The organism is Sphingomonas endophytica (genome assembly GCF_014199415.1).
GTDB lineage: Bacteria > Pseudomonadota > Alphaproteobacteria > Sphingomonadales > Sphingomonadaceae > Sphingomonas > Sphingomonas endophytica.
The window spans coordinates 465878-492110 of record NZ_JACIJN010000002.1; the positions used below are offsets into that span (position 1 = coordinate 465878).

The 26233-nt window shown below is 68.9% G+C and carries 21 protein-coding genes; 7 read left to right on the plus strand and 14 right to left on the minus strand.

Annotated features, from left to right (window positions below; genetic code table 11):
- Positions 1-14 precede the first annotated feature (14 nt).
- Positions 15-2090 carry a phosphocholine-specific phospholipase C gene (locus FHS97_RS05015; protein WP_184033899.1) on the minus strand — a complete coding sequence of 692 codons (2076 nt, stop codon included), beginning with the start codon at positions 2088-2090 and terminating at the stop codon, positions 15-17.
- A 194-nt stretch (positions 2091-2284) separates the two neighbouring features.
- On the minus strand, positions 2285-2644 hold the full coding sequence (locus FHS97_RS05020) for a hypothetical protein (protein ID WP_184033902.1): 360 nt from the start codon (positions 2642-2644) through the stop codon (positions 2285-2287).
- Positions 2645-2756: 112 nt separating this feature from the next.
- On the opposite strand from FHS97_RS05020, the gene FHS97_RS05025 reads away from it, so the two are divergent.
- From FHS97_RS05025 to FHS97_RS05035, 3 genes are all read left to right on the plus strand, one after another.
- Positions 2757-3092, plus strand: coding sequence for a hypothetical protein (locus tag FHS97_RS05025; protein ID WP_184033905.1), 336 nt, complete (start codon positions 2757-2759; stop codon positions 3090-3092).
- A 125-nt stretch (positions 3093-3217) separates the two neighbouring features.
- Positions 3218-3466 carry a glutaredoxin domain-containing protein gene (locus FHS97_RS05030; protein ID WP_246346446.1) on the plus strand — a complete coding sequence of 83 codons (249 nt, stop codon included), beginning with the start codon at positions 3218-3220 and terminating at the stop codon, positions 3464-3466.
- A gap of 4 nt (positions 3467-3470) precedes the next feature.
- Positions 3471-3998, plus strand: coding sequence for a TspO/MBR family protein (locus FHS97_RS05035; protein ID WP_184033908.1), 528 nt, complete (start codon positions 3471-3473; stop codon positions 3996-3998).
- A 106-nt stretch (positions 3999-4104) separates the two neighbouring features.
- On the opposite strand, the gene FHS97_RS05040 is transcribed toward FHS97_RS05035, so the two are convergent.
- Together FHS97_RS05040 and FHS97_RS05045 are read right to left on the minus strand one after the other, a co-directional pair.
- Positions 4105-6633 (minus strand): TonB-dependent receptor, encoded by a 2529-nt coding sequence (locus FHS97_RS05040; protein ID WP_184033911.1) that lies wholly within the window; start codon positions 6631-6633, stop codon positions 4105-4107.
- 108 nt (positions 6634-6741) lie between these two features.
- A complete protein-coding gene (locus FHS97_RS05045) occupies positions 6742-8334 on the minus strand; it encodes a tetratricopeptide repeat-containing sulfotransferase family protein (protein WP_184033914.1) in 1593 nt (530 codons plus the stop codon).
- Between FHS97_RS05045 and FHS97_RS05050 the strand changes: the two genes are divergently transcribed.
- On the plus strand, positions 8333-9664 hold the full coding sequence (locus FHS97_RS05050; RefSeq protein WP_184033917.1) for an amino acid permease: 1332 nt from the start codon (positions 8333-8335) through the stop codon (positions 9662-9664). The genes FHS97_RS05045 and FHS97_RS05050 overlap by 2 nt on opposite strands.
- Here the strand turns inward: FHS97_RS05050 and FHS97_RS05055 are convergent.
- Together FHS97_RS05055 and FHS97_RS05060 are read right to left on the minus strand one after the other, a co-directional pair.
- The gene (locus FHS97_RS05055) at positions 9636-11249 is read right to left on the minus strand and encodes a phytoene desaturase family protein (RefSeq protein ID WP_184033920.1); all 1614 of its coding nucleotides are present in this window, start codon (positions 11247-11249) and stop codon (positions 9636-9638) included. The two genes, FHS97_RS05050 and FHS97_RS05055, sit on opposite strands and share 29 nt — an antisense overlap.
- A 100-nt stretch (positions 11250-11349) precedes the next feature.
- Positions 11350-12555 (minus strand): aromatic ring-hydroxylating oxygenase subunit alpha, encoded by a 1206-nt coding sequence (locus FHS97_RS05060; protein ID WP_184033923.1) that lies wholly within the window; start codon positions 12553-12555, stop codon positions 11350-11352.
- Positions 12556-12603: 48 nt separating this feature from the next.
- On the opposite strand from FHS97_RS05060, the gene FHS97_RS05065 reads away from it, so the two are divergent.
- Entirely contained in the window at positions 12604-13179 is a 576-nt protein-coding gene (locus FHS97_RS05065; RefSeq protein WP_184033926.1) for a TetR family transcriptional regulator C-terminal domain-containing protein, read from the plus strand.
- Positions 13180-13266: 87 nt separating this feature from the next.
- Here FHS97_RS05065 and FHS97_RS05070 read toward each other — a convergent pair whose 3' ends face one another.
- A complete protein-coding gene (locus tag FHS97_RS05070) occupies positions 13267-14652 on the minus strand; it encodes a M20/M25/M40 family metallo-hydrolase (RefSeq protein WP_184033929.1) in 1386 nt (461 codons plus the stop codon).
- Between the two features lie 91 nt (positions 14653-14743).
- Complete coding sequence (locus FHS97_RS05075) at positions 14744-17152, minus strand: zinc-dependent metalloprotease (protein WP_184033932.1); 2409 nt, start codon at positions 17150-17152, stop codon at positions 14744-14746.
- A gap of 53 nt (positions 17153-17205) precedes the next feature.
- On the opposite strand from FHS97_RS05075, the gene FHS97_RS05080 reads away from it, so the two are divergent.
- Positions 17206-17976, plus strand: coding sequence for a YybH family protein (locus FHS97_RS05080; protein WP_343053376.1), 771 nt, complete (start codon positions 17206-17208; stop codon positions 17974-17976).
- Here the strand turns inward: FHS97_RS05080 and FHS97_RS05085 are convergent.
- The 5 genes from FHS97_RS05085 to FHS97_RS05105 all read right to left on the minus strand — a co-directional run bounded on the left by FHS97_RS05085 (position 17921) and on the right by FHS97_RS05105 (position 24662).
- Positions 17921-19036 carry an alpha/beta fold hydrolase gene (locus tag FHS97_RS05085; protein WP_184033935.1) on the minus strand — a complete coding sequence of 372 codons (1116 nt, stop codon included), beginning with the start codon at positions 19034-19036 and terminating at the stop codon, positions 17921-17923. The genes FHS97_RS05080 and FHS97_RS05085 overlap by 56 nt on opposite strands.
- 54 nt (positions 19037-19090) lie before the next feature.
- Complete coding sequence (locus FHS97_RS05090) at positions 19091-20794, minus strand: glycoside hydrolase family 1 protein (protein ID WP_184033938.1); 1704 nt, start codon at positions 20792-20794, stop codon at positions 19091-19093.
- Positions 20791-21177, minus strand: coding sequence for a hypothetical protein (locus FHS97_RS05095; RefSeq protein ID WP_184033941.1), 387 nt, complete (start codon positions 21175-21177; stop codon positions 20791-20793). Before FHS97_RS05095 ends, FHS97_RS05090 begins: the two co-directional genes overlap by 4 nt.
- A gap of 12 nt (positions 21178-21189) precedes the next feature.
- Complete coding sequence (gene glf, locus FHS97_RS05100; protein WP_343053377.1) at positions 21190-23319, minus strand: UDP-galactopyranose mutase; 2130 nt, start codon at positions 23317-23319, stop codon at positions 21190-21192.
- A 455-nt stretch (positions 23320-23774) separates the two neighbouring features.
- Positions 23775-24662 (minus strand): AraC family transcriptional regulator, encoded by an 888-nt coding sequence (locus FHS97_RS05105; RefSeq protein ID WP_184033946.1) that lies wholly within the window; start codon positions 24660-24662, stop codon positions 23775-23777.
- Between the two features lie 148 nt (positions 24663-24810).
- Between FHS97_RS05105 and FHS97_RS05110 the strand changes: the two genes are divergently transcribed.
- The gene (locus FHS97_RS05110; protein ID WP_184033949.1) at positions 24811-25536 is read left to right on the plus strand and encodes an SDR family oxidoreductase; all 726 of its coding nucleotides are present in this window, start codon (positions 24811-24813) and stop codon (positions 25534-25536) included.
- A 62-nt stretch (positions 25537-25598) separates the two neighbouring features.
- Here the strand turns inward: FHS97_RS05110 and FHS97_RS05115 are convergent, their stop codons facing one another.
- Positions 25599-26189 carry an NADPH-dependent FMN reductase gene (locus tag FHS97_RS05115; RefSeq protein ID WP_184033952.1) on the minus strand — a complete coding sequence of 197 codons (591 nt, stop codon included), beginning with the start codon at positions 26187-26189 and terminating at the stop codon, positions 25599-25601.
- Positions 26190-26233 lie beyond the last annotated feature (44 nt).

Here is a 26233-nt window from a genome sequence, read left to right on the forward strand (position 1 = left end):
GCGGCTCCGGCGCGTCACGCCACCCCCGCGATCCGCAACGGGCCGGCGCCGCCGGCGGCCGGATCGGACCATGACGGCTTGCCGTCTTCCAGATGGCCGGCGATCCGCCATGTCTGACCGGATCCTGCGAACTGGCGATCGTACCAGCCGTGGCTCGCGGAGAGGTCCAGCGCGATCTGGCGCGTCTCGCCGGGCGCGAGGTCGAGCATGGCGGCGGCTGCGCCGTAGGCGCAGTCGGTCATGGCGATCGATCGCCGCACCGCGGAGAGGTTCGTGATCGTGAGGACGCCCGGCGCCGCGATGCCGGCCGAGAAGATGTCCGCCCGGCCGCGCAGCCGCCGGTGGAACCCGTTCGGCCCGAGGATGAAAAGGTCCAGCGCTTCGCGGGGCTGGGGCAGGGGATGGGTGAGGTCGCGTCCGGCGCCGACCGTGTAGCGGGCCGGGACGTCGTCGCGGCGCGTGACGTCGTAGACGTGAAACACGGCGGCGCGCGCCGTCGAGTGGTTGACGAGCGACAGGCCGCCCGCACCCCCGACATGATGCACTTGCGCGTCGAGCGCATAAGGCGTCGCGCGGCGTCGCCGCCGGCCCGTTTCCTGCACCGGCGCGGCGGGTTGCGCGGGCACCGGTGGGCGGACTTCCTTCAACTGCGCCGCCTGGCCAGACAGGGCGGCGGTGGCCGGGAGCGGCGGGAGAAAATCGATCTTTTCGGTCGTGGTGAAATCGAAGCAGGACGTGAGATCGCCGCACACCGCGCGCCGCCACGCGCTGATGTTCGGTTCGTGGACGCCGAACCGCGCTTCGAGAAAGCGCAGGATGCTGGTGTGGTCGAAAACCTCCGATGCGACATGCCCGCCGCGGCTCCATGGCGAGACGACGTAGAGCGGCACGCGCGGGCCGAGGCCATAGGGCCGATCCAGATAGGCGGCGTCGGCGGGATCCTGCGACCGGCGGTGATATTCGTCGTCGGCGGCGATGGTGGTCGCGCCGATCGTGCGTCCGGCGCTGCGGGCCGGCGGCGCGGGCGGCGGGACGTGATCGAACAGGCCGTCATTCTCGTCGAAGTTGATGAGCAGCACGGTGCGTGCCCAGACGGCCGGATCGGCGGTGAGCGCGTCGAGCACCTGCGCGATATAGTCCGCGCCCTGCAGCGGGGTCGAGGCGCTGGGATGTTCCGACTGCGCGGCGGGCGCGACGATCCACGATACGTCGGGCAGGCGTCGCCCCAGCACGTCCTGCCGCAGCCCGTCGAGCGCGCGCGTGGTCATCGTCCGCTGCTTCAGCAATGCGCCGGCCGCGCCCTGCACGGTGCGGTAGCGGTGGAAACCGACCAGCGGATTGTCGGTGAAATTGTCCGCCATGTCCTGATAGATCTGGAAATCGATCCCCGCCGCCATCAACCGCTCGGGATAGGTGGTCCACAGATAGCCGCCGTGGTGCCGCGGATCGGCGTCCGCCGTGTCATAGCCGTTGTCGATCGCCGGGCCGTTGCCCTTGCCGAGCGGATCGTGCGTCCCGGTCCAGATGTAGAGCCGGTTGGGATTGGTGCAGAGATGCATCGCGCTGTGATAGGCGTCGCACAGCGTGAACGCCTCGGCGAGCGCATATTGGAACGGCAGATCGGCGCGCGTGAAATGCGCCATCGCATGGTTCTGCTTGTGGCGCGGCCACGCGCCCATCCGTCCGTTGTCCCACGCGGCCTGGCTGTCGGTAAAGCCGTGCGGCGTGCCGAGCGGGCGATAGAGGCCGAAGTCGCGCGCGGTGTCGAGCCGGAACGGCGCGATCAACGCCGGCTGAGCGCCGGGATGCTCGTTCGGCTGGAGAAGCACGGTGCGGTCGGGCGCCTCCGGCAGGGGAGGAGCGGGGATCGCGAAGCGATCACCATAGCCCCTCACGCCGCGCATCGTGCCGAAATAGTGATCGAACGAGCGGTTTTCCTGCGTCAGGATCACGACATGCGCGACGTCCTGCAGCGTTCCGGTCCGACGATCGGCCGGCACCGCCAGCGCGCGTGCGATCGCCGGCGTAAACGCCGCCGCCGCGCCTGCCGATGCCATCATCGCCCGGATGAAGCTGCGCCGGTCCTGCATTCGTCATCTCCACGTCGTGCCGCGCGGGTCTGCTCGCTCCGGGTGTCGATATGATGACGTGGACGCGGGGTCTTCAAGGCCCAGCACGGAAGCGGCCAGCGACGCGCGGACCGCTGGCAGCGTCCATCGGCTTGGCGCCGGTTGTGAAGTGGTGAGGGTCGGGGCGTGGCAGATCGCGGCCCTGTCGCCGCGGCTCACTGATGGCGGAGGGTCTTGTCGAAGCCGTCGTTCGCCTTGGTCATCTTGGCCAGCTTCCGCAGATAGGTGCGGACATGGCGTTCGAACCGAAGATCGTCATGGATGCCGGTCACGGGATAATCATCCTGCCCGATCAGCTCCTTGAGCCGGGCGGCCAGCGTCGCTTGTTCGTCGGTCCAGTCGGCGCCCGTCGCCGCGCGGCACGCCCATTCCTCGGCGGCGGCCTTGTCGTAATCGTCCCGCGCCTCATAGCCGCCGCGATCCGCCGCCGCCTGGTCCAGCCGCGCCGCCGCGATGCGCCGCTCCAGCCATTTGCGGACCTGCGGCGCGTCCCACGGCTTCGGCGAGTCGGTCATCGTTCTTTCCCGGTCGGTCCGCGACGATGGGACCGTTGTTCGCAGCTTTCCATAGGAGGCAGCGGATCGTTCGGCTACAGGCGCGGAACAATCAAGACAGTCAGATCGAGCCATGGCCAGACGTTCGAAACACGATCCCTACGATCACCTTCCGCCGGAAGACGAGGCGCCGCCCGCGCCGGTGCCATGCTGGCTGTGCGGGCGGCCGACCGGCAAGACGATCGTCTGGCACCATCCCGTCCCCAAGAGCCGTGGCGGGCGTGACGTCGTGCCGATGCACTCGATCTGCCAGCAGACGCTGACCGCCAATTTCACCAATTCCGAATTGCAGCGGCACGGCCTGGAGGTGGACGGTCTGCTCGCGAACCCGAACGTGCGCAAGTTCGTGGACTGGGTGGCGAAGAAGGATCCCGATTTCACCGCGACGGTCACCAGGAAGCAGCGCTGATCGCAGCCGACGGCGCGCGCGGCGGGTGTGCGCGTCGGCGGATCCGTACCGCCGCGATGATCCGGAACGTCGCGCCGCGCTGGTCGCTGTAGCGGCACGGGCGCTCACGTCCGGGGAGACCTTCAATGTCAGCGAACGGAACGGCGACCCTCTACCGCATGGTGTTGCCCGAACATACCTGCCCGTTCGGCGTCCGCGCCAAGCAGATGCTGGAGCAAGCGGGGTTCGCGGTCGACGACCGCATCCTGCAATCTCGCGACGAGGTCGACGCCTTTAAGGCGGAGCATGGCGTCGCCACCACCCCGCAGATCTTCATCGACGGCGAGCGGATCGGCGGCAGCGACGAGCTCGAACGCTATCTCGAACAGGCCTGATCGCATGGCGCATCAGGATAACGGTACGCCGCGCCTTGCGGCGCTCGCGTTCGTCGGGGCGGTGCTCGGGGCGAGTGCGCTCGTCGGGCGGCGCAATGCGCCCGACCGGTCGCACCCCGGCATCCGCCGCTGGTACGCGCGGCTGGACAAGCCCGGCTACACGCCGCCCGACGCGGCGTTCGGCGCGGTCTGGTCGGTGCTGGAAACCGGCCTCGCGGTCGGTGGATATCGTTTGTTGCGCCGACCGGCCGGGGACGCGCGCAACGTCGCTGTCGGGCTGTGGCTGGCCAACAGCGCCATGGTGGGCGGTTGGACGCAGCTTTTCTTCCGCGAGCGGCGGCTCGGCGCCAGCGCGGCGACCTCGGCGGCGATGGTCGCGTCGGGGGCGGCCCTTGTCTGGACGGCCGCAAAGGTGGACCGGCCAGCCGCGGTCTTGGCGGCTCCGTTCGTCGGCTGGCTCGGCTTCGCCACGTTGCTCGCCGGGCGCATCTGGCGCGACAATGCGGCGTCCGGACCAGCGCCGGATCAATAGGTTCGTGGCGGGCGGGTAGCCTGAAGCCACCCGCCGCAAGCGCTCGATCCACTTACGTGGAGAGCGGGCCGGTGCCGCCGCTGATCCAGCTTTGCTGGATTAGGCTCTAGAATTTCGCGCCGGCGCGGATGCCAATCGTTCGTGGCGCGATCGGCACCACATACGGACGCTGGTCGCATGCGCCGCATTGCTGGAAGCGTGAGATCTGGCCGCGCTCGTCCCAGAGATTGCGCACGAACAGCTCGAACGTGTAGTTCGCCACCTCGCCGCCGACCGACAGACTGGCGCTGGTATAGGGCTCCAACCGGCCCAGCGCCGTGGCCTTGTCGATGCGCAGGTCCGAGGACGCGGAGCTCTGGTGCGCGATCAACCCCTGTACGTAGGCGCGCACCGTGCCGATCGGCACCGCGTAGCGCGCCGTACCGCTGATCTTGAAGCGCGGCGTGATCGGCAGGCGGGTGCCGGCGGGGGCGAGCACCTTCGCGCCCTCCGCGGTGCAATCGACGGAATCGCACAGCTCGGTGCGCGTTCTGGCGTCGGTATACGCGCCGGCCGCGGTCAGCGACAGACCGCCCAGGGTGACGCTGGTGTCCATTTCGACGCCGCGAATGCGCGCGTCGGGACCATTCTGGATCACGGTGAAGCTGTTCGCGCCAAGGAAGGAGAATTGAAACTGGTCCCAATTCTGCTGATAGACCGCACCGTTGAAGCGCACCGCGCCGCCCGGGAGCGTCGTTTTCCATCCCAGTTCGTAATTGGTCAGGAAGTCGGCGGCGTAATCGGCGACATCGCCGCGACGGTTGATCCCGCCGGGGCGGAAGCCGCGCGAGGCAGTGGCGTAGAGCAGGACCGCGTCGGTCGGCTTCCACGTCGCGTTGAAGCGATAGGTAACGCCCTGACCGTCGGCGTGCTTGGGCAGCACGCGGTTGCCGTCCGGGACGCCGAGATTGACGCACGGGATTGCGCCGACATCGGGGCTCGTCAGGAAATTGCCCGTGTCGCCGCCGTTCAGATAGGCGTCGCGCAACGTGCCCCCGCCGGCCATGTAGCAACTCGCCACCCCGGTGCGCGAACTGCCCGCGGCGTTGAACGGGCTGGCGGTGTACGGTCGGCCGTCCGCGGGATCGACGCCCGGATTGCGACCGAAGCCGAAGAAACCGACCAGCGAGTTGTCGTAGATGAACACGCGCCCACCGGCGGTGAGCGTCAGCTTGGGCGTCAGGTCGTAGCTCGCCTCGCCGAACACGGCATAATCCTTGTCGACGCGGTGCTGGCGCGTGAGCCACAGCGTACCGGGATAGCCGTTGGCCGAGACCTGCGATCCAAGGTTCGGGATCTGGTAATCCTGAAAGATCAGGTTGCTCTGCCGCTGGTAGAAGGCACCTGCGACCAGCCGGAACGGCTGGTCGACCGGCGAAGCGACGCGCACCTCCTGACTGAGCTTCTTGAAATGATCGCGGCCGATCACGCGCTGGCGCGGGTCGATCGTGTTGCCGTCATTGTCCTGATAGTAGAAATAGCCGGCCAGCCCGCCGACCGCCGAGTAGAGCGAGTCATAGGCCTCGGCATAATCGGTATAATCGCTCGACTGCACCGCGCGGCGATCGAGCAACGCGCCGGCATAGGTGACGTCCCAGTTGCCGAGCTGGCCCTCGATCGTCAGCGCCGCCTGCGCGAAGCGGTCGCGGCGATATTCGGGGTAGAAGCGCTGCACCTCGAGGTCGCCGACCTTGGGATCGTAACCGTAGCTGCCGTGGCTGTTCTGCTCCTGATAGAGCAGGGTCGGCGTCGCGGTCCAATTGTCATCGAGGTCGATCTTGAGCGCGGCGCGGCCGCCATAGGTCTCGGTATCGTTATAGTCCTTCTTGACGTACGCGGCATTGTCGACGCTGATCCCGCCCGCTTCCGGCAGGAAGCGCCGCGTGCCGGGGACGTTGTCGATGAAGCCGGCGTCCTTCTGGTAGAAGCCCACCATCCGCAGCGCGACCCGCTCACCGAACGGTATGTTGAGCATCCCCTCGCTGGTGTAGCCGATCCCGCCGGAGCGCAGCATGTTCACCTCGCCATCGACGCGACCGTAGAGGCCGGCGGTGTCGGGCTTGTTGGTGATGATGCGGATCGTGCCCGCCTCGCTCGATGCGCCGTACAACGTGCCCTGCGGCCCGGCGAGGCTTTCGATCCGCGCGATATCGTAGATGTGGATGTCGAGCGTGCCGCCGATCGTCGTGACCGGTTGCTCGTCGAGATAGACGCCGACCGAGGGCAGCGAGCCCGAATGGTTGCCGTCGCCGCCCGAGGCGACGCCGCGCATATAGACGGTGGTCACGCCCGGCTGCGACGACTGGAAGGCGACCGACGGCAGCAGCTGGGTGTAATCGTTGAAGTTCGAGACGTTCAGCTGGTCGAGCCGGCGGGTGCCGATCGCCTGGATGCTGATCGGGACGTTCTGGATGCTCTCGTCACGCTTTTGCGCGGTGACGATGATGTCGCCGTCGGCGGTGGTGGCGGTCGCTTGCTGCGACGGGGTGTCGGCGGCACTGGCCTGTGCCGACCCGGTCTGCGCGCCCGCAGGAGCGGCGAACGCCGCCGAGGCCAGCAACGGAACGAGCACGCGACGACGGAAGCTGGCCACCACAACAATCCCCTTTGTTGCGACTATGTGACGTCATGCTGCAGCGCGGCAGCAGCGCGGTCAATCCGGCCGAGAAACATTTTATCTTAATTCCCGGCCGTGATGAAATTGTCACGCAGACGGGGTGAAGCCTGGCGCAAGAGGATAACAGGCGATGACGTCGCCGAGCGCCTGCTCCAGCGGCTGGAGGTGTGCGGCGAACGGCCGCCACGCGCGATCGCCGCCACGGAAGATCGGCTGGCGCACCTGCTCCGACGAGGCGGTGCGGACCGCGCGCTCGGTGCGATGCGAGGTCAGGCAGGCGGGATCGAAGGGGAGACCGCAGGCGCCGAGGAGCGCGCGGATCCGCGGCTCCGGCGCATCGACCAGCTCTTCGTGGATGACACGATGCACGCGGCCGGGCTGCACCGTGTCGATGTGCGCCATCATCCGCACATAGTCGCGGTAATAATGCCCCATGTCGTCGAGCGCGTAGCTGAAGCCCTGACCACGCGCGAAATGCTGTTTGAAGTTCGAGAAGCAACAGGCGCGCGGATCGCGGCGCGCGTCGATGATCGTGGCGTTGGGCAGGATCAGCCGGATCAGCGCGACATGCGCCCAGTTGTTCGGCAGCTTGTCGACGAAATACGGACGATCGGTGCGGCGCTGGACCGCGGCACGGCGAAGATATTCCTCACCCAGCGTGCGCGCGCGCTCGGCGGTGATGCTTGCGAGCCCGGCGGGATAGCCTGCGATGCGGCGGGCGAGCGCGGGCAGGTCGGGCAGCTCGGTCGTACCCTCGACCAGCGGGTGGCTGGCGAGGATTTGCTCGATCAGCGTCGATCCGGCGCGCGGCATCCCGAGCACGAAGATCGGGTCGGGCGCGAGGCAGCCCCAGCCTTCACGCACCGCAAAGAAGCTGGGGGTGGCGGTGGCGACGATCGTGTCGACGAACTGCGTCGTCTCGCCGGCATCATAGGCGATCTGCGTCCGGCGCAGCGCATTGCCCGCGGCGTAATGCGCGAAGGCGCGGTCGGCGTCGCCGCGCTCCTCGCATGCCTTGCCGAGCGCGAAGTCGAGATGGAACCGGTCCTCGGTGGTGATCGCGGGGTCGGCGAGCGCCGCGGTCATCGCCGCGACATCGGCGTCGTCGAAGCGCACGGTCTTGAGGTTGGCGAGGCTCCACCAGGCTTCGCCGAGCGCCGGGCGCAAGGCGATGGCGCGGCGATAAGCGGCGACACCATCCGCCTGCCGCCCGACCGTCTTCAGCATATGGCCGTAGCTCATCCACACCTTCGGCTGTGCGGGCGCGGCGGCGAGCACGCGTTCGTAGAGCGCGATCGCTTCCTCGAACCCGCCGAGCCGCCCGAGCGCGGCGGCCTTGAGGTTGGCGTGGCCGAGATGCTCGGGCTCGGCGGCGAGCAGCGTGTCGAGCTCGGCGAGCGCGTCGACCGCGCGGTTCCGGCGGTACAGCACGATCGCCAGATTGGCGCGCGCGGCGGTGAAGCCGGGTGCCAGTTCGAGCGCGCGGCGCAGCAACGTCTCGGCATCGCGGTTGCGCCCGATCCGCCCGGCCAACTCCGCGAGCATCCGGATCGCGCGCGCGTCGAACGGGTCGCGCTTCAGATAGGTGCGCAGCAACGGTTCGGCGACGTCGAGCCGATTGTCGTGGAGCGCCAGCGCGGCGTCGACTAGCAGGGCAGGGAAACGGGCAGGGTTGGGCATGGACGGACGAGCAGACCACGGCGGGACGGGCGGATCAAGCGCGAGGCCCCTGAAAGACAAGGGCGCGCTCGGCTTCTGGGGTGCGCTGGCGCTGGTGATGGGCAATCTGATCGGATCGGGGATCTACCTGCTGCCCGCGACGCTGGCGCCGTTCGGGGCGAATGCGACCTGGGGCTGGGTGGTGACGATCGCGGGCGCGATGGCGCTGGCGTTCGTCTTCGCGCGGCTCGCGGCGGCGGTGCCGCAGGCGGGCGGACCTTACGCCTATGCCGATGCGGCGTTCGGGCCGGCGGTCGGCTTCGCGACGGCGTGGAGCTACTGGACGCTGATCTGGGCCGGCAATGGCGCGGTGGCGGTCGCGGCGGTGAGTGCGCTGAGCGTCGCCATCCCCGCGCTCGCGCCCCATGCGGCGGTCGCGGCGGTGGTGATGGTGTGGGTATTCGTCGGCGTCAACGTCCGCGGAGTGGCGGCGGCGGCGCGGGTGCAGATGGTGACGATGGTGCTGAAGCTGATGCCGCTCGCCGCGGTGGCGCTGCTCGCCGGCTGGCTGCTGCTGGGCAAGGGCGGCGCGGCGGTGGTGCAGGACGCGCCGGTGCCGCTCGCCGCGGGCACGATCGCCGGCGCGGCGGCGCTGACCTTCTGGGGGTTCCTCGGCGTCGAGTCCGCGACGGTGCCCGCCGACCGGATGCAGAACCCGGCGCGGACGGTGCCGCGCGCGACGCTGATTGGGACCGCGGCGGTGGGAGTAATCTACCTGATCGTCTCGGGCGCGATCACCGCGCTGATGCCGCGCGCCGCAGTCGCCGCGTCGCCCGCGCCGATCGCCGACTTTCTCGGGAGCGCGCTGGGCGGCGCGACGACGCAGGTGGTGGCGCTGTTCGCGACGGTGAGCGCACTGGGGACGTTGAACGGCTTCGTGCTGCTGCAAGGCGAGGTGCCACGCGCGATGGCGCGCGGCGGCGTGTTCCCGCGCTGGTTCGGGCACGAGAATGGCGCCGGGGTGCCGGTGCGCGCGCATGTGCTGGCGGGCGTGCTGGTGACGGGGGTGACGCTCGCCAATTACACGCGTGGGATGGGCGATTTGTTCGCGTTCGTCGCGGCGGTGTCGCTCGCGGCGGGGATGCTCGCCTATTTCGCGAGCGCGCTGGCGGGGGTGGCGCTGCTGCGCGGCGACACCGCTGGGCGCGCGGCGGGGATCGCCTCCGCCGGGTTCGTCGCGTGGCTGTCCTACGGGCTCGGGTTCGAGGCCAATGGCTGGGCGCTGGTGCTGCTGCTCGCGGGGGTGCCGGTCTTCTGGTGGGTCAGGCGCGGCGCCGCCAGCGGCCGATGAGGCGGCGGTCGGCGAGGATCGCCTGCGCAGCATTGTGCCCCGGCGCGCCGGTCACGCCGCCGCCGGGATGCGTGCCCGACCCGCACATGTAGAGCCCGCGGACCGGCGCGCGATAGTCGCCATGGCCGAGCACCGGCCGCGCCGACCAGAGCTGGTCGAGGCTCATCCGCCCGTGGAAGATGTCGCCATCGATCAGCCCGAACTTGCGCTCCAGATCGAGCGGCGAGTGGATCTGCCGCGCGATCACCGACTTTTTGAAATTGGGCGCGTGGCGGTCGACGGTGTCGATGATGAGGTCGGCGACCTCCTCGCGGGCGTCGTCCCAGCTGCGCCCGTCGGGCAGGCGCGGCGCGAATTGCTGGCAGAACAGGCTGGCGATGTGCATGCCCGGCGGCGCGAGGCTGTCGTCGACCGTCGTCGGCAGCTTCATCTCGACGATCGGCTCGCGCGACCAGCCATGTACCTTCGCATCGTCGAACGCGCGATCCATATAGTCGAGGCCGGGCGCGATGATGATGCCGGCGGTATGGTGCTCGGCGCGTTCCTTGCCGGGCAGCACCGTGAAGTCGGGCAGCTCGCTGAGCGCAACGTTCATGCGGAACGTGCCCGACCCGGTCCTGAACCCGGCGATGCGGCGGCGGAAGTCCGCCGGCAGGTCGCTGGCGTCGACCATCTGCCGGTAGAGCATTGCCGGGCCGACATTGGCGGCGACGATCGGCGCGGCGATCTCCTCCCCGCTGTCAAGCACCACGCCTGCCGCCTTGCCGCCGTCGACCAGCACGCGCGCGACCGGCGCGTCGAGGCTGATCTCGACCCCGGCGTCGAGGCATGCCGCCTGCATCGCCTGCGTGATCGCGCCCATCCCGCCGACCGAATGGCCCCAAGCGCCGAACTTGCCGTTCACCTCGCCGAAGACGTGGTGGAGCAGCACATAGGCCGAGCCGGGCGTCGACACCCCCGCGAAATTGCCGACCACCGCGTCGAAGGCGAACGCCGAGCGGACGTGATCGTCCTCGAACCAGCCTTCGAGGAACTCGCGCGCCGACTTGGTGAAGACGTCGAGCAGGTCGCGCTGTGCAGCGATGTCGAGCCTGGCGAGCGGCCAGCCCTGCCGCGCCGCGGCGACCACCTCGGCCAGCCCGCCGCCGGCATTGGGCGGGATCCGGAGCGCGAGATCGCGCAACACCTGCGCGACGCGTTCCAGTGCGGCGTCGTAGCGTGGATAGGCCTCGGCATCGCGGCGGCTGAAGCGCGCGAACTGTTCCTGCGTCCGCTGCATCCCGCCGCCGAGCGTCAGATAGGTATCGGGGAAGGGGAAGAAGTTGCTGATCGTCCGCTCGATGATCCGGAAGCCGCGGTCGTGCAGCTTCATGTCGGCGATCACCTTGGGGCGGAGCAGGCTGACGGTGTAGCTGGCGGTGGAGTTGCGGAAGCCGGGATGGAATTCCTCGGTGACCGCCGCGCCGCCGACGACATGGCGGCGTTCGAGCACGCGCACCTTCAGCCCGGCGCGGGCGAGATAGAAAGCGCAGACCAGCCCGTTATGGCCGCCACCGATGATGAGTGCGTCGTACTTTGCCGTCATCTGCCCCCCGTCGCCCCTGCGCAGGCAGCGGGCCATGTCTGGTTCGTCCGTCGCGCCGTTTCGCCACAGAAGCGGCGCGGCTGTGTCCAACCTTCCTCGTTCATTCGACAGCCATGGGCCCCTGCCTGCGCAGCGGCGACGGGGAGGTGCGCGACCAGCCCGGCGGCGGGGCGCGGTGCAGCCGTGCTTCCGGGATGCGCGCGCGGATCTTGGCGGCGAAGCTGCGCAGGCACACCTCGCTCGCGCCGATCGGGCCGGCGGTGTAGCTCGACGACGCCATGCCCTGCTGCACGCGCTCGATCAGCCACGTGTCCTCGGCGTTGACGGTGCGGTTGATCCGCCAGTTGGCGTAGCGGACCAGCTTCATCTCGCGTCGCGGGTCGGGCAGCGCGAAGGTCATCTCGCGCAGCACGCAGGTCGTCGGCGTCAACGGCAGCCATTGCATGAAGTCGATCTGGTCGGCGTAAATGTCGAACGCCATGTTCGGCCACAGCTTGTAATAGCGCCACAGCCGCTGGTTCGCCGCGGGCAAATGATCGACACGCGGCAGATGCGTCTGGTAGAAGCGCTCCCACGGATCGTCGGACGGCCGGTCGTCCAGCTGCCCGGACATCTTGTCGACCCAGCCCGCCGCCTCGATCGCATAGCTCTTGCCGAACAGCCGGGTGAGCCCGTCGTGCGCCACCGGGATGTGAAGATTGTCCGAATAATTGTCGCCGACGTTCTTCCAGTTCACGGCGCGCTCGCGCTGACGTACGTCGCCGATCCGGCGCATGTCGATGAAGCGATAGGGCGCGATCTCGTGATCGTAGGGCGCCATCATCGCCGCGACGCCCGGCCCGCCGTCATCCTCGAGCCGGACGAACACGAAGCCGCGCCACTGGTCGACCTCGACAGGGACGAGCCCGCTGGCGTCCATATCGAGCGCGGGATAGTCGCGACGCATCGGCACGCCGCTCAGCCGGCCGTCGAGCTCATAAGCCCAGGCGTGATATGGGCACACCAGCTTGCGCGCGCAGCCGGCATCGCCCTCGACCAGCCGCATCGCCCGGTGGCGGCAGACGTTGTGGAAGGCGCGGATCGCATCGTCGGCACCGCGGACCACGACGATATTCTCGCCCAGATACGACAAGGTCCGCCACGCGCCGGCCCGGTCGAGATCGCTTTCATGACAAACGATCTGCCACGACGGACGGATGACGCGCGCGCATTCGAGCGCAAAATATTCGGGATCGGTGTAGAGCCAGCCGGGCAGGCTCCAGTCCGCATCGGGATCATGGTCGGGCAGCTCGGCCGGGCGCAGCATAGGAGGGTCTCGCGTGCTTGTTGCACGAACGTATAACGAGGTGGTGCGTTGAGCAAGCGGGCAAGTCCCGACGACCGTCGCCGCGACCTGATCGCGGCGACGGTGCGCGTGTTGGCCGAACGCGGCGCGGCGGGCGCGTCGGTGCGGACGATCGCGGCGGCGGCGGGTGTGTCACCGGGGCTGGTCACGCACCATTTCGGCGGAGTCGACCGGCTGGTGGCGGCCTCCTACGACCATATCGCGGCCCAGGTCGCGGCGGCGCTGGAGACGGCGGTGGCGGGGGCGGGGCCGGCGCCGCGCGCGCGGCTGGGCGCCTATGTCGCCGCCAATTTTACCGCGCCGATCGCCGACCCGGCGTTGCTCGCGACATGGCTGGCGTTATGGAGCCTCGCCCGCGGCGATGCCGCGATGCTCGCGCGGCACGAGCAGCATTATGCGGCGTTCCGCGCACGGCTCGAGGATTTGCTAGGCGCGTGCGGCGTGGCGGCGGAGCGGCTGCGACTGACGGCGATCGGGGTCACCGCGCTGGTCGACGGGCTCTGGCTGGAATTGTGCCTGTCGCCGGACAGCTTCTCCGCCGACGAGGCGCGCCGGATTGCGGCGGACTATCTGGCGGGGCTGTGAGGGGTAGGTGTCTCGCCGAGGCCGACCTCTCTGCGAGACACCTACCCGTCACCCCTACCCTCTCCCCGGAGGGGAGAGGGAGAAGTGCTACTTCGACAGATCGGTGAACAGCGACTCGTAATAAGCGATGCCGGGCGCGATATTGTCGATCGGCGTCCGCTCGTTGAGCCCGTGGCTGAAATCGTCCGACTCCTTGATGAACGTCGGGCTCGCGCCATAGCTGGGAACGTGGTGGTAGCGAAACCACATGCTGTCGCTGGCACCCGCCGACATGCTGGGGAACACCGGCACGCCCGGGCGGGTCTTGCCGATCGCCTTGGTCACCGCCGCCACGAAATCGGCGCGCATCGGCGACGCGTCGTTGGCGACCGAGCCCTCGCTGACGTCGCGGATCGTCAGCTTCGGCTCGGCGGCGACCTGCTTGAGCGTCGCCATGACGTCGGCCGGTTTCACGCCCGGGAAAATCCGGCAATTGATGTTCGCGGTCGCGCGCTGCGGCAGCGCGTTGAGCGCATGGCCGCCATTGACCATCGTCGCGACGCAGGTGGTGCCGATCTGCCCGACATAGGCCGGGTCGGCGGCGAGCGTGGCGATCGCCTTTTCGTCCCTGGGGTTGGCGGCGAAGGCGCGCATCGCGGCGGCGAGGTCGCCGGTCTTCTGCTTGGCGGCTTCCTCGAAGAACTTCTTCGTGAGATCGGAGAGCTGCGGCGTAAAGCGGTAGTTGCCGATCCGCACCAGCGCCGCCGACAGCTGGTTGATCGCGTTTTCCGGCCGCGGCGCGGAGCTGTGCCCGCCAGGGTTGGTGACGGTCAGCTCGAAATCGGCATAGGTCTTCTCGGCGCCGTTCCAGGTGAAGAATTGCGGGCGCCCGTCCTCGCCCAGCCGGCCGCCGCCGCCGTCGATGTTGATGACCAGCTCGGCGTTCTTGAGCTGCTCGGCGATCAGCGCGCTGGTCTTCATGCGCGTCTCCTCGTCGCCGGAGAATTCGAGCACGATGTCGCGGCGCGGGCGATAACCGGCGCGCTTCATCTGCAACAACGCGGCGATTGTCACCGCGGCGTCGAGCTTCATGTCGGTCGCGCCGCGGCCGTAGAGATAGCCGTTCTCGATCACCGGGGTGAACGGATCGCGCTGCCAGTCGGCGGGCTTGGCCTCGACGACGTCGATATGGCCGGAGATCACCAGCGGCTTGGCGGCACGGTCGCTGCCCGGCCAGCGCGCGACCAGATAGGCGGTGTCGTCGACCGGGGTGACCGTCACGTCGGTGATCCCGCCCGCCACCAGCACCGACTTCAAGTATGCGGCGAGCTGCGGGGTCTGGTTGCCGGGGCCGGCGACGCTGCGGAACGCGATCGCGCGCTTGGCGATGTCGAGCGCCTGCGCCTCTGCCGCCGGCTCGGCATGGAGCGTGGTCAGCGGCGTGACGCAGAGCAGCGCCGCGCCGAAGGCCGAACGAATGATGGTACGCGTCATGGTCTTTCCCCGCCCGCTTTTTCGTGACGCTAGGCCGCTGAAGCAAAAAGGCAATGGACTTGGAAGGCGGCCGGCTTGCCGCGGGTCCGGCTCACCCGCCGATCGGCATCCCCGGCGGGATCGCCGGCACCGCCCGCTTGGCCGGGGCGAGCGCACGGTCGAGCGACGCGCTGTCGCCGAGCAGGCGTGCCACGCCGCGTGCCCATGCGTCGCCGTTGTCGCGGGCGAACCGCTCGCGCAGCCCGTCGAGAGCCGCGTCGAGCCGCAGCGCGACGTCGGGCCCGGTGGCGGGCGCACGCGCGGCGGCGGCGATCGCGAGCACCGTGCGCAGCGCGATCCGCTGCGTCACGGCCGCGTCGTGCCGCATCACCACCTCGCGCACCAGTCGATCGACCAGGGTCTCCACGCCGGGCAGCGCGGCGTCGGCGGCATGCTGGAGGTGAAGCCGGGTGAGGCGGGACGGCGCGAGCAGCGTTTCCAGCGTCACCTGCGCCGCAACGTCGGTCGCGACCAGCGGATCGAACACCGCGCCGCCGGCAGTGTCGAGCACTTCGGTATCGAATTGCGGATCGGCGTTGCCGTTGATTCCCGCGGATAATGTCAGGGCAAGCGCGGGCGGCACCGTCAGCGCCGCGGGCGACAGGGTCGCGAGCAATGCGTCGAGCGCTTCGGTCTGCTCCGCGGCGCTGGCGCGGGTCGGCGGCGGGGCGCTGTCGCCGACGGTGGCGTAGCTATAATGTACGCCGCCCAAGGTCTTGCCGATCGCGGCGACGGCGTAGCGGTGGAACAGCCACACCGGCACGAAGCTGCGGCGCAGATCGGCGAGCGGCGCACCGGCGTGGAGCACGCCGGGGCCGAAGCGCGCCAGTGCGACGCGGCGCACCGCCATGACATGCGCAAGATCCGCTGGCTTGTCATCACCTTCGGTCCACATGCTGTCGCCGGGAACGGCGAGGCTGGCGTCGCGGCCGTCGATATCGGTCAGGTAGCGCATGCCCGCGCGCTGCGCCGCGTCGGCCTTGGCCGCGGCGGCGACCTCCGGATCGGTCCCGGCGGCGGGCTGGCCGTAGAGCCAGTCGACCGTGAACTTGTCCCACGTTCCGATTCCGGTCGCGTAAGCATCGGAAAGATCGATCATCTCACCGTTGAGCGCGATCTTGGCGAAGGGATAGTCCATCACCGAGGCGCGCCCTTGCGTGCTCGCCGCGAAGTTGTGCGAGAAGCCCAGCGCGTGGCCGACCTCATGGGCGCCGAGCTGCCGGATCCGCGCCAGCGCGACGCGGACCGGGTCGTTGGCGGTGCCCTTGTTTTCGTCCGCGGTGCCGACGAGTGCCTCGAAAATAACGATGTCCTGGCGCAGGCGGAGTCCTTCCAGGACAACATTGCCCTTGATGATTTCGCCGGTGCGCGGATCGGTGACACCGCCGCCATAGGACCAGCTGCGCGTTTGGCGCTCGTTCCAGTTGACGACATTGTAGCGCACGTCCTGTGGATCGGCGTCGGCGGGCAGCACGCGGGCCTGGAAGGCATCGATATAACCGGCCGCGTCGAACGCCTGGTTCCACCACGCCACGCCCTCGATCAGCGCGGTCCGGATCGGCTCGGGGGCCTTGTTGTCGATGTAGAAGACGATCGGCTTGCGGACCCGCGACCGCGCTGCGCCGGGGTCGAGCTTCTCGATCCGGAAATGATTGGCATATTGCTGTAACACCGGCGCGCCGAGCGGGGTGTTGAACTCGTAGACCGGGGTGGCGAACGTGCCCGACCGGATGTCGAACTTGCGCGGGACGAAGCCGGGCGCGGGCAAGCGGACCAGCGAATGGTGGACGGTGAAGCTCACCTGCCGCCCGTCGGGCGCGATCGTGTCGACCTCCTTGCCCGGCGTGTCCGAACCATAGGTCTGCACCGCCTCGACCTCGATATTGTCGGGGAAGGCCTTCACCGATCCGGGATCGACCGCGCTCAGCGCGTCGATCAGCTTGAAGCCCTTGGCTTCGGCGTTGAGCCGGTCGGCAAGCCGCATCGTATCGCGGACCAGGAACGGTGCGAGATCGATCGTGACCGCGCCGTCCGCTGCCGTCGACGCGACGTCGAGCATCGCCACGGTGCTGAACGGGAAATCGGCGCTTGCGCCGCGCCGCGCGAGCGCATCGCCGGACGAACGATAGCGCGGATTCTCGAACACCACCGCGACCTTCTTGCCGAGCCGCCGGAACGCCAGCAGCTGCGTCTCGCCGACCATGCCACGATCGATGCGGATCGGCGCCGAGCCGAGCCCGGTCTTGAGCGCGGTGGCATAGAGGAAGCGCCCCGACACCCCGTCGGCATCGGGGCGGGGCAGGGTGACGAGCACCTTGCCGCTCTCCCGCTCGACGGTCACCGGCAGCAGCGTCGGCGCAACGGGCGCGCGTTGCTGCGCGGCGGCGTCGACCGCGCCCGTTCCGGCGGTGACGAGGAGCGACACGCCGAGCGCGCGCCGAAGTCGGTCGATGGTGGTCATGCGGCCCCTTTGTTCTGCGAATTTGCTGAACGCTAACACAGATGGCGGTGCACATGCTCGACCTGATGACCTCGCCCAAGCTGCTGGCGCAGGCCAAGAGCTATTTCAACGATGTGCAATTGAAGACCGACAGCCATGCGCCGCTGATCACCGCGCAGGACAAGCCGCAACTATCCCGATCTGCCTGCGCCGGTCGCTCCAGCGTCGCAATGATCGCGGACGCGGTCGGGCTATGGAGTCGGGACGGGCGACGTGGCGTGCGCCGCCTTGATCTTCCGGCCGGGATCGGCTTGCTGCGGTGGATGATGCGCGATCGATTCTGGCTGCTGACGGCGGCGCTGTGCCTCGCGTCTCCGGCCGCCGCCGACCCGGCGCAGGACCGCGCCGCGATCCTGACCCTGGTGGCGCAGATGGAGCAGGCCTGGAACCGCGGCGACTTCCGCGGTTACATGGCCGGGTTCAGCAATCCCGATGTCGTGTTCGTTTCCAGCGGCAGATTCCAGGACGGCTGGCAGGGAACGCTCGACCATTATGTGCGCGACTATGGCGGCTCGCCGCGGACGCGGGGGACGTTGCACTTCTACGACATGAAGATCGAGCTGCTCGCCGATGACGCGGCGATGCTGGTGGGTCGCTACCATCTCGAACGTCCGGTGCGCGCGGCGGAGGGGGTGAACACGCGGCTGTTCCGCAAGATCGCCGGGCGCTGGGTCATCACGCTCAACCACGTCTCCGCGCATGACGTCCCCAGCCGCCCGGCCGCGCCGGTCAGCGAGCGGGTGCCGTCCGCGCCAGCAGCCCGGCAAGATCCGCCTTCCAGTTGACGGCCCAGGTGTGGGTGCCGTGGCCATGCGTATCGGCGGTCTCGGGAATCAGGCGGAAGCGGGCGTTCTTCATCCGGCGTACCGCCTGCGCAGGATAGTCGAGGTTGCGCGGGTTGATGAAGTCGTCGGCCGAATTGATCCAGACCAGCGGCGCGGTGATGGCCGCGAGCTTGGCCGAGGGATCGTAGGTCCGCGACGCGTCGACCTGATAGATCAGGTCGTTGGCGTCGAGCCGCGACAGCGCCGTGGCGACACGCTCCTGCGCGAAGTCCGCCGCCGCGTCGCGATCGGGATAGAGGGTCTGCAGGTTGAGCGGGGCGGCGCCGGCGATGAACAGCGCGGTCTGCGCGGTCCGCAGGCCTTGCAGCGGCTGCTCCCGGTAATCGCCGCCGGCCCAGGCCGGGTCGGCCTTGATCCCGTCGATCAGCAATTGCCGCCATATGCGGTTCAACCCGGCGATCGGCACCGGCTCGCACGCCAGCGGCATCAGCGCGCGCGCGAAATCGGGATGCGTCTCTCCCCACATCAGGCTGTGCATACAGCCCATCGACGTGCCCATGATCAGCCGCATCCGGTTGATGCCGAGGCCGTCGTGGAGCAGCCGGTATTGCGCGTCGACCATGTCGGCATAGTCGTAGCGCGGAAAGTGCATCCGCTGTCCGTCGGACGGTTTGGAAGAGCCGCCGTGGCCGATGCCGTCGGGCAGGATGATCCAGTAACGGCGGATGTCGAGCGGCTGTCCCGGGCCATAGAGTTCGTCGGCGAATTGCGGGACAAGGAATTGCTTGCCGGTCCCGCCGGTGCCGTGGAGCACCATGACGGCATTGTCGATCTCGCCGCGGGCATTGCGATGCGGCTGGCCGAGCATGCTGTAGTGGATCCGCAACTCGGGCAGGGTTTCGCCGGACGCGAAGCGGAAATCCTTGATGACGAAATCCGCTTCGCGGACCGGCCATCGCGCGGCCGGCGCGGCCGGAGGGCTCGCCGCGGCGAGCGGGGGAACGGCAGGGCCGGCGGTCGTGGCGGCCTGAAGCGCCAGCAGCGAGAGCAAGTGCAGCATCCGGCTGGTTTGCCCGGCCAGGTCGCGAATGCCAAGCCGTTCAGATCCGCGCGTTTATCCGCCGACGATGTCGATACGCGCTGCCGCGGCGTCGCCCGACGGCCGTGCGGCGACGGCGATTACGCCGCCGCCCTCGAAGCGCCATGCACCCGCCGCACTGTCGATCAGAAGATCCAGCGCCAGCTCGACGCAGCGTACGTCGGGCAGATGGAACGCCACGCCTGTCGGCATCGAGCCGGTGGCGATGGTGAAGTGCGGGGCATCCGTCGTTCGCCTGGCGTCGGCGCGAAGCTCGAATACCGCCCATGGCGCGATCGCGGCGCGGTCCGGCGCTGCGGTTTCGTCGATGACATGCCGGAGCGCGCGGCGCGCGCAGACGTCCGCGACGAGAGCGCACGACGCATGATCGCCGACGATGAGCAGCGGGCGCCCCGTGACCGGCATCGTTTCCGCTTCCGCTGCCCGTCCGCCGTAGAGCAGCCGGTCGGGGCGTCGCCACCAGCCGGGCGTCGCGGTGACGGGATGGCGTGGCGCTGCGCGCGGCAAGGCGCGCCACAACGAAGCAAGCGCGGTCGGCCGCGGCGTGCCCGAAGAAAGGTCGAACACGCCCGGCTCGTACGTCTCGCCCTCGGTCAGCAGCGTGTTCCAGCCATAGCTGCCCAGCAGCGACCAGGCGGTGACGGCGCGCACGTCGATCCCGGCGTCGCGCGCCGCCACCGCCACGTCCCATGCCTCGGCCGCCCAGCGTAGCTGTTCCTCGCGCGTCGAGCCGTTATGCACTTCGGTGATCGCGATCGGTATCGCATAGCGCGCCCATGCGTCGCGCAACGCATTGGCGAAACCGTCCGGGGGCGGGTCCAGCACGCGCACCGCTTCGGTGTCGGCATAAGCGAGATGCCCGTTTCCGCCGTGCAGATGCGCGGGGTAGCGCGCGAGCCGATGATCGAGGAAGCGGTCGCTCGTCAGATAATGGTTCAGGCCGAGGATGTCGGGCGGGCAGGGATCGTCGGCGATGCGGCGGGCGCGCTCGCCCAGCCCGAGGCGAACCAGCGTTTCCCAGAGCGGGTGATGCCGGTCGACGCGACCGGCGAGCAGGTCCCAGCTCGCCCACCGCCGCAGATTGTCATGCTCGGCCTGCGCCATGACGGGGGCGGTGGCGTAGGTGCGGCCGAGATCCTCGGTCTGGATCAACCGCGCCGTTGGCGTGACGCGCCGGATCGCGCGCATCGCGGCGCGTGTCGCATCGATCTGGTTGAGCAGCGCCCGCCAGAACGCGTGTTCGCTGCGTTGGTGCGGATACCAGTGACCGTAGAGCGCCGAGAAGCGCGCGGTGGTCAGCGGTTCGTTGACCGGGGTCCAGTCCTCCACCCAGTCATAGCGTTCGGCGACCCGCCCGGCGAACTGGCCGAGCCCCTCAGCGAACCCGTCGTCCAGCAGGTCGGTGTGCGGCGGCCCGCTGCCGTGGTGGACGAGGCCGACGATCGGGCGGATGCCCAGCGTCCGCAGGCGGGCGAGGCGCGCGTCCGGCCACGACCAGTCGGGGGTGGCGCCGGGCGCGCGGAGCGTCCGTTCCCACAACACCGGGTGGCGGATCGCGCTCAGCCCGAGCGCCGCGAACAGGTCGAGGTCGCCGATGCGCTGTTGATGGCCGCTGAGGATCGTCTGGTCGCGGTATTCGTCGCGCGTCCGGTTGACGGTGCATTCGGCGCCGCCCCATGTTTCGAGCGGCGGCAGCGGCGTGGCGCGCGTCCGGGTCATGCGCGCAGCCGTTGGTCGTGCCGGTGCCCGAGCATGTCGCGGATCGCCTCCACCACCTGGAACGCGGCATAGGGCACCGCAAGACTGCGGAGCAGGCCAACCGCCGGCAACGGCAAGGCGGAGGCGGAATGGACCACCAACACCGCCAGCGCGCCGCGCGCGGCGGCGTCGATCAGGCGGTGGCCGTCGGTCGCCTGCACGATCTGGCTCACCACCGCCGCATCGAGCGGTGGCGGGCCGGTCAGCGCAGCGTCGCCGGCGGCCGACGGATCGACGAGGATCGCGCCGGCGGCGGCCAGCACCGCCGACAGATAGGCTTTCTGGAAGCCGTCCTCATGCGCGACAAGGACGCGGACCCCGGCAAGCTCATGGGCGATCAGCATCGCGCGCGCCCTTCATTCGGCGGCCGTCGCCATTGTCGCTTCGTCCTGACGCGCCTGCCAGCGCCGCCAGCTTGCCAGCGCCTGACCGACGACCTGGTCCATATTGTAATAGCGATAGGTGGCGAGCCGTCCGACGAACAGGACGTCGGGCTCGGCGAGCGTCAGCGCTTCGTAGCGCTTGAACAGCGCCTGGTTCTCCGGGCGCGGGATCGGGTAATAAGGATCACCGGTCGGCGAGGGGTATTCGTAGGTGACGCTGGTCACCGGCGATTGTTGGCCGGTCAGATGCTTGTACTCGGTCACTCTCGTGTACGGCACGGCCTCGTCCGGATAATTGACGACGGCGACCTGCTGATGCTGCGCGACCGGCAGCGTGCGATGCTCGAAGCGCAGCGATCGATACGGCAGCGGGCCGTAGCGCTGACCGAAATATTCGTCGATCGGCCCGGTGAAGACGAGCAGGTCGTAGGTGACCGCATCCTTGATCGTCGCGAAATCGGTGCCGAGCCGCAGCGTGATGTTCGGATGGTCGAGCATCGCCGCGAACATCGCGGTATAGCCCTTGTCCGGCATCGCCTGATAGGTGTCGGTGAAATAGCGATCGTCGGTGCAGGTTCGCGTCGGGACGCGCGCCGTGACCGCCTTGTCCAGCTCCGACGGGTCGAGCCCCCATTGCTTGCGCGTATAGCCGCGGAAGAACAGGCGGTAGAGTTCCTGCCCGACCGACGAGACGACGACGTCTTCAGAGGTGCGGATCGTCTCCACCGGCTCGGCGCGCGCCGCCAGGAAGGCGGCGGCGTCGGCCTCGGTCTCCAGCCCCGCATCGAACAGCGTGTTGAGCGTGGTGCGATTGATCGGAACGGGAACCTGATGCCCGCGCACGTCGGCGAGGACGCGGTGCTCGTACGGGCGCCATCCGGTGAACCGCGACAGATACTCGAACACGTCGGCGGAGTTGGTGTGGAAGATGTGCGGGCCGTATTGGTGGATCAGGATTCCGGCGGCGTCCGCGACGTCATAGGCATTCCCTGCGATATGCGGTCGCCGGTCGACAACGAGGACGCGCCGGCCGCTCCCGGCGGCCAGCCGCTCCGCCATCACCGCCCCGGCAAAGCCGGCGCCGACCACCAGACAGTCGTAATGTTCGGAGGTGGCGGCAGGCAGATACGGCGCGATCGCCGCCAGCATCGCGGCGGCGGTGTCGTCCCACGACGTCGCGGCGAGCAAGGCATCGGCAGCGTCGCGCCACGCACGATCCGGGCCGCGGGCGAGCGCCAGCGCCGCGTCGCAGGCCGCGACGAAGTCCGGTCCGGCAGGTGCGATCCGGACGGCGGCGACCTCGCCATAGTGGCGGACGACATCGGTGACCGGCGTCGAGACGACCGGGCGACCGGCGGCGAGATATTCCGGCGTCTTGGTCGGGCTGATGAAGCGCGTCGCCTCGTTGATCGCGAAGGGCATCAACGCCACGTCCCACCGCGCGATCGTGGCGGGCAACGCGTCATAGGAACGTGCGCCGGGATAATGGAGGTTCGCGCGGCGCGGCAGGTCGGCGGGATCGATCTTCACCACCGGGCCGACGACCTCGATCGTCCAGCCGGGGCGTGCATCGGCAAGCGTGGCGAGCAGCGCCAGATCCATCCGTTCGTCGATCACGCCGAAGAAGCCGAACACGGGCGCGGCGTGATCGTCACGATCACCGGTACGCGCCGCGGCGAAGTGGGGAACGTCGACGCTCGACGGAAAGGCGTGGACGCTGGCGTGCCGGCCGCGTTTCGCCTCGTACAGGCTCCAGCCGCCGGTGAACACGAGATCGGCCGCCGCCAGCAGCTCGTCTTCGAGTTGCAGCAAGTGCGGCGGCGCGAACCGGAAGGCGGAAAGCTCGTCCATGCAATCGTAGACGGTGCATGCCGCGACGACATCGCGCGAGAACGCCAGCATCATCGGCGTATAATACCAGCGCACGCTCACCGGCGGCTCCTCGGCAAGGAAGCCGTCGAGCAGGCTTGCGAGCGTCAGCCGGGTGGCCTCCTCATCCAGCCCGTCCGGCACGTGCGGCGTGACGACCCGGATACCGCCCGATCGGGTCTGTACCCGAAGGCATGGCGCGGCGGTGGCACCGACCTCCGCTTCCTCCCACACCACGACAGCGAAACGGCGTGCCAGGCGTGTCAGCAGATGTTGCGGTCGCTGGAAGACGAAGTCCCACCGCAAGTGGGAAAAGCAGAGCAGAAGCTCGCCATTGCCGATGGTCGAAGAGGGGGTAGTTTGTGCCACGGCAGACATCCGTATCTCCCAGCCGCCATTCGGCTCTCACCGGGCTAGCAGATCCTGAAGACGTCGCTGGATGATCCGGATTAACAGTTTGGAATTCTTACTGTAACACTGATTAGATGTTCAGCAACATTTGCGGCAAACCAGACATGTTCCGAAAGGGTCTTCGAAGATCGCCCTAAGCGCACCGCGCCGATCGTGGTTCCGGCGGACGGCGCTGATATTACGTTGTCCTGGATCAATGCCGGTGCTTGCCGGCTGGGGCCGTCGACTTCATCGAGTGATGATGGGGACGGCGGCGACCGATAAAGGACGTGCGCCGCTCAGAGCGCGATGGCCGCGGCGTGGAGGCGCTCGATATCGGTGCGCGGCGGCGCGCCGAACAGCCGCCGATACTCGCGGCTGAATTGCGACGGGCTCTCATAGCCGACCGCAAAGCCGGCCGTGCTCGCCGTGGCGCCACCCACCAGCATCAGCCGCCTCGCTTCCTGCAGCCGCAATTGTTTCTGATATTCCAGCGGCGTCATGCGGGTGATCGCCTTGAAGTGCGCGTGAAGCGAGGAGGCGCTCATGCCGGCCTCCGCGGCGACGTCGTCGATGCGGATCGGCGCGTCGAAGCGGCGGCGGATCGCGGCGATCGCGCGGCTGACCTGATTGAGATGGCTGCCGGCGGTCGCGACGTGGCGGAGCATCGCGCCATGCGGCCCGGTGAGCAGTCGGTACAGGATCTCGCGTTCGATCAGCGGCGCCAGCGCGCGGATCGTCGCGGGCCGGTCGAGCAGCGCGACCAGCCGGCACGCCGCGTCGATCAGGTCGGGGTCGCTCGGGTAGACGCCGAGCACCGGCAGGTCGGTGCGGGGCAGCGCACCGCCCTCGCTCACCATCAGGTCGGCGAGCATCGCAGGATCGAGGTCGATCTTGCAGCAGAGATAGGGTCGTTCGGGGCTGGCGTCGAGGACATGGCCGACCAGCGGCAGGTCGACCGAGACGAGCAGGTAATGCGCGGCATCATAGACGACGCTGTGCTCGCCGATCGACACGCGCTTCGATCCTTGCGCGATCAGGCAAAGCGACGCCTCGTAGACGGCGGGGGTGGGCGTGCTCGGCGCGTCGGCGCGGATCAGCGACAGCCGCGGCATCGCCGTGGTGCAGATGCCCGTGCCCACGACATGCCGATCGATGACGGTGGCGAGTGCGGCGATCCGGTCCATGTCGATCATCCTTCCTCACCCGAGCGGCGCGAGCAAGCGCGCGGCCTGATTTCCGGAGGATCGTGCAAGCCGTTCGGACGATCGCGCTACCGCCCGACGCGGGTGCCGGACCATCTGTCTGCCGTCACGGCAATCAAAGGATAGCATCATGGCAGGAAGCATCGACAAGGTCGTCCTCATCACGGGAGCGTCGAGCGGGATCGGTGAGGCAACCGCCCGCGAGCTGGCGAGCGCGGGTGCGCGGCTGTTCATCGGCGCGCGGCGCGGCGCGCGCCTGAAGGCACTGGCGGAAGAACTGGGCGAGACCGTCGCTTGGCGCGAACTCGACGTCACCGACGCCGCCGATGTCGAGGCGTTCGTCACGGCCGCCGACGCGCGGTTCGGGCGCGTCGACGTGCTGGTCAACAATGCGGGGGTGATGCCGCTGTCGCCGCTCGCCGCGCTCAAGCGTGACGAGTGGAAGCGGATGATCGACGTCAACATCCATGGCGTCCTCAACGGGATCGCCGCGGTGCTGCCGCGGTTCGTGGCGCAGCAGCGCGGCCATGTCGTCAACGTCGCTTCGGTCGCGGCGCACATGGTGATGCCCACCGCTGCGGTCTATTGCGGCACCAAACATGCGGTGCGCGCGATCACCGAGGGGCTGCGGCAGGAGCATGACGAAATCCGCGCGACGTTGATCTCGCCGGGCGTGGTCGCCACCGACCTGGGGCACGACATCACCGATCCCGACGTGGCCGCGGCGCTGACCGGCTGGCGGAAGAAGTCGCTGACCCCGGACGCGATCGCACGCGCGGTCCGCTATGCGCTGGAGCAGCCCGAGGGCGTCGACATCAACGAGGTGATCGTCCGCCCGGTCGCCGCGGACATGTGAGGCCATGGGGCGTGCCGGTGGTCGCGCCGGCACGCCCGCGCTCCCTTTGAACGCGGCGACGCTCAATATGGCGGTGCGACCCGTGCCCGTTGCGCGCGCGCGGCGGCCGTCCACCAGGCGAGGTCGTCAGCGAAGCGCGGAAAGGCGCGGGTCAACGACCCCCCGCCGTCGCCGGTCGGGTTGGCGTCGGCATCGAGCGTATGGCCGATGCTGCCGACGGTGAGCGTGCTCGGGATCACGACCATCCCCATCTCGGTCAACGTGCCGTGCCATGCGACGCTGGCATGCGCGCCCGCGAGCCGCCCCGCCGAATAGCTGGCGATCGCCGCGGGGCGCCAGAACCATTCCTCCAGAAAGTGGTCGGTGAGGTTCTTGAGACCGGGCTGCTGGCCCCAGTTATATTCGCCGGCGACGAAGACGAAGGCATCGGCGGCGCGGATCTTGCCCGCAAGCGCCTCCAGCGCGGGCGGCGCTTCGCCTGGGGGATATTCCTTGTACATACGGTCGAGCATCGGAAGTCCGATCGCCCTCGCGTCGATCAGCTCGGGCGCCGCGCCGCGCACGGCGAAGGCGCGCACCAGATAGTCGGCGAGCCGGATGCCCTGCCGGTCCGAACGATAGGAACCGTAAAAGATCAGAATGCGGTCGGCCATCGCGCGCTCTCCTGGAGACGCGGGCGGACCATCGGCACGCCCGC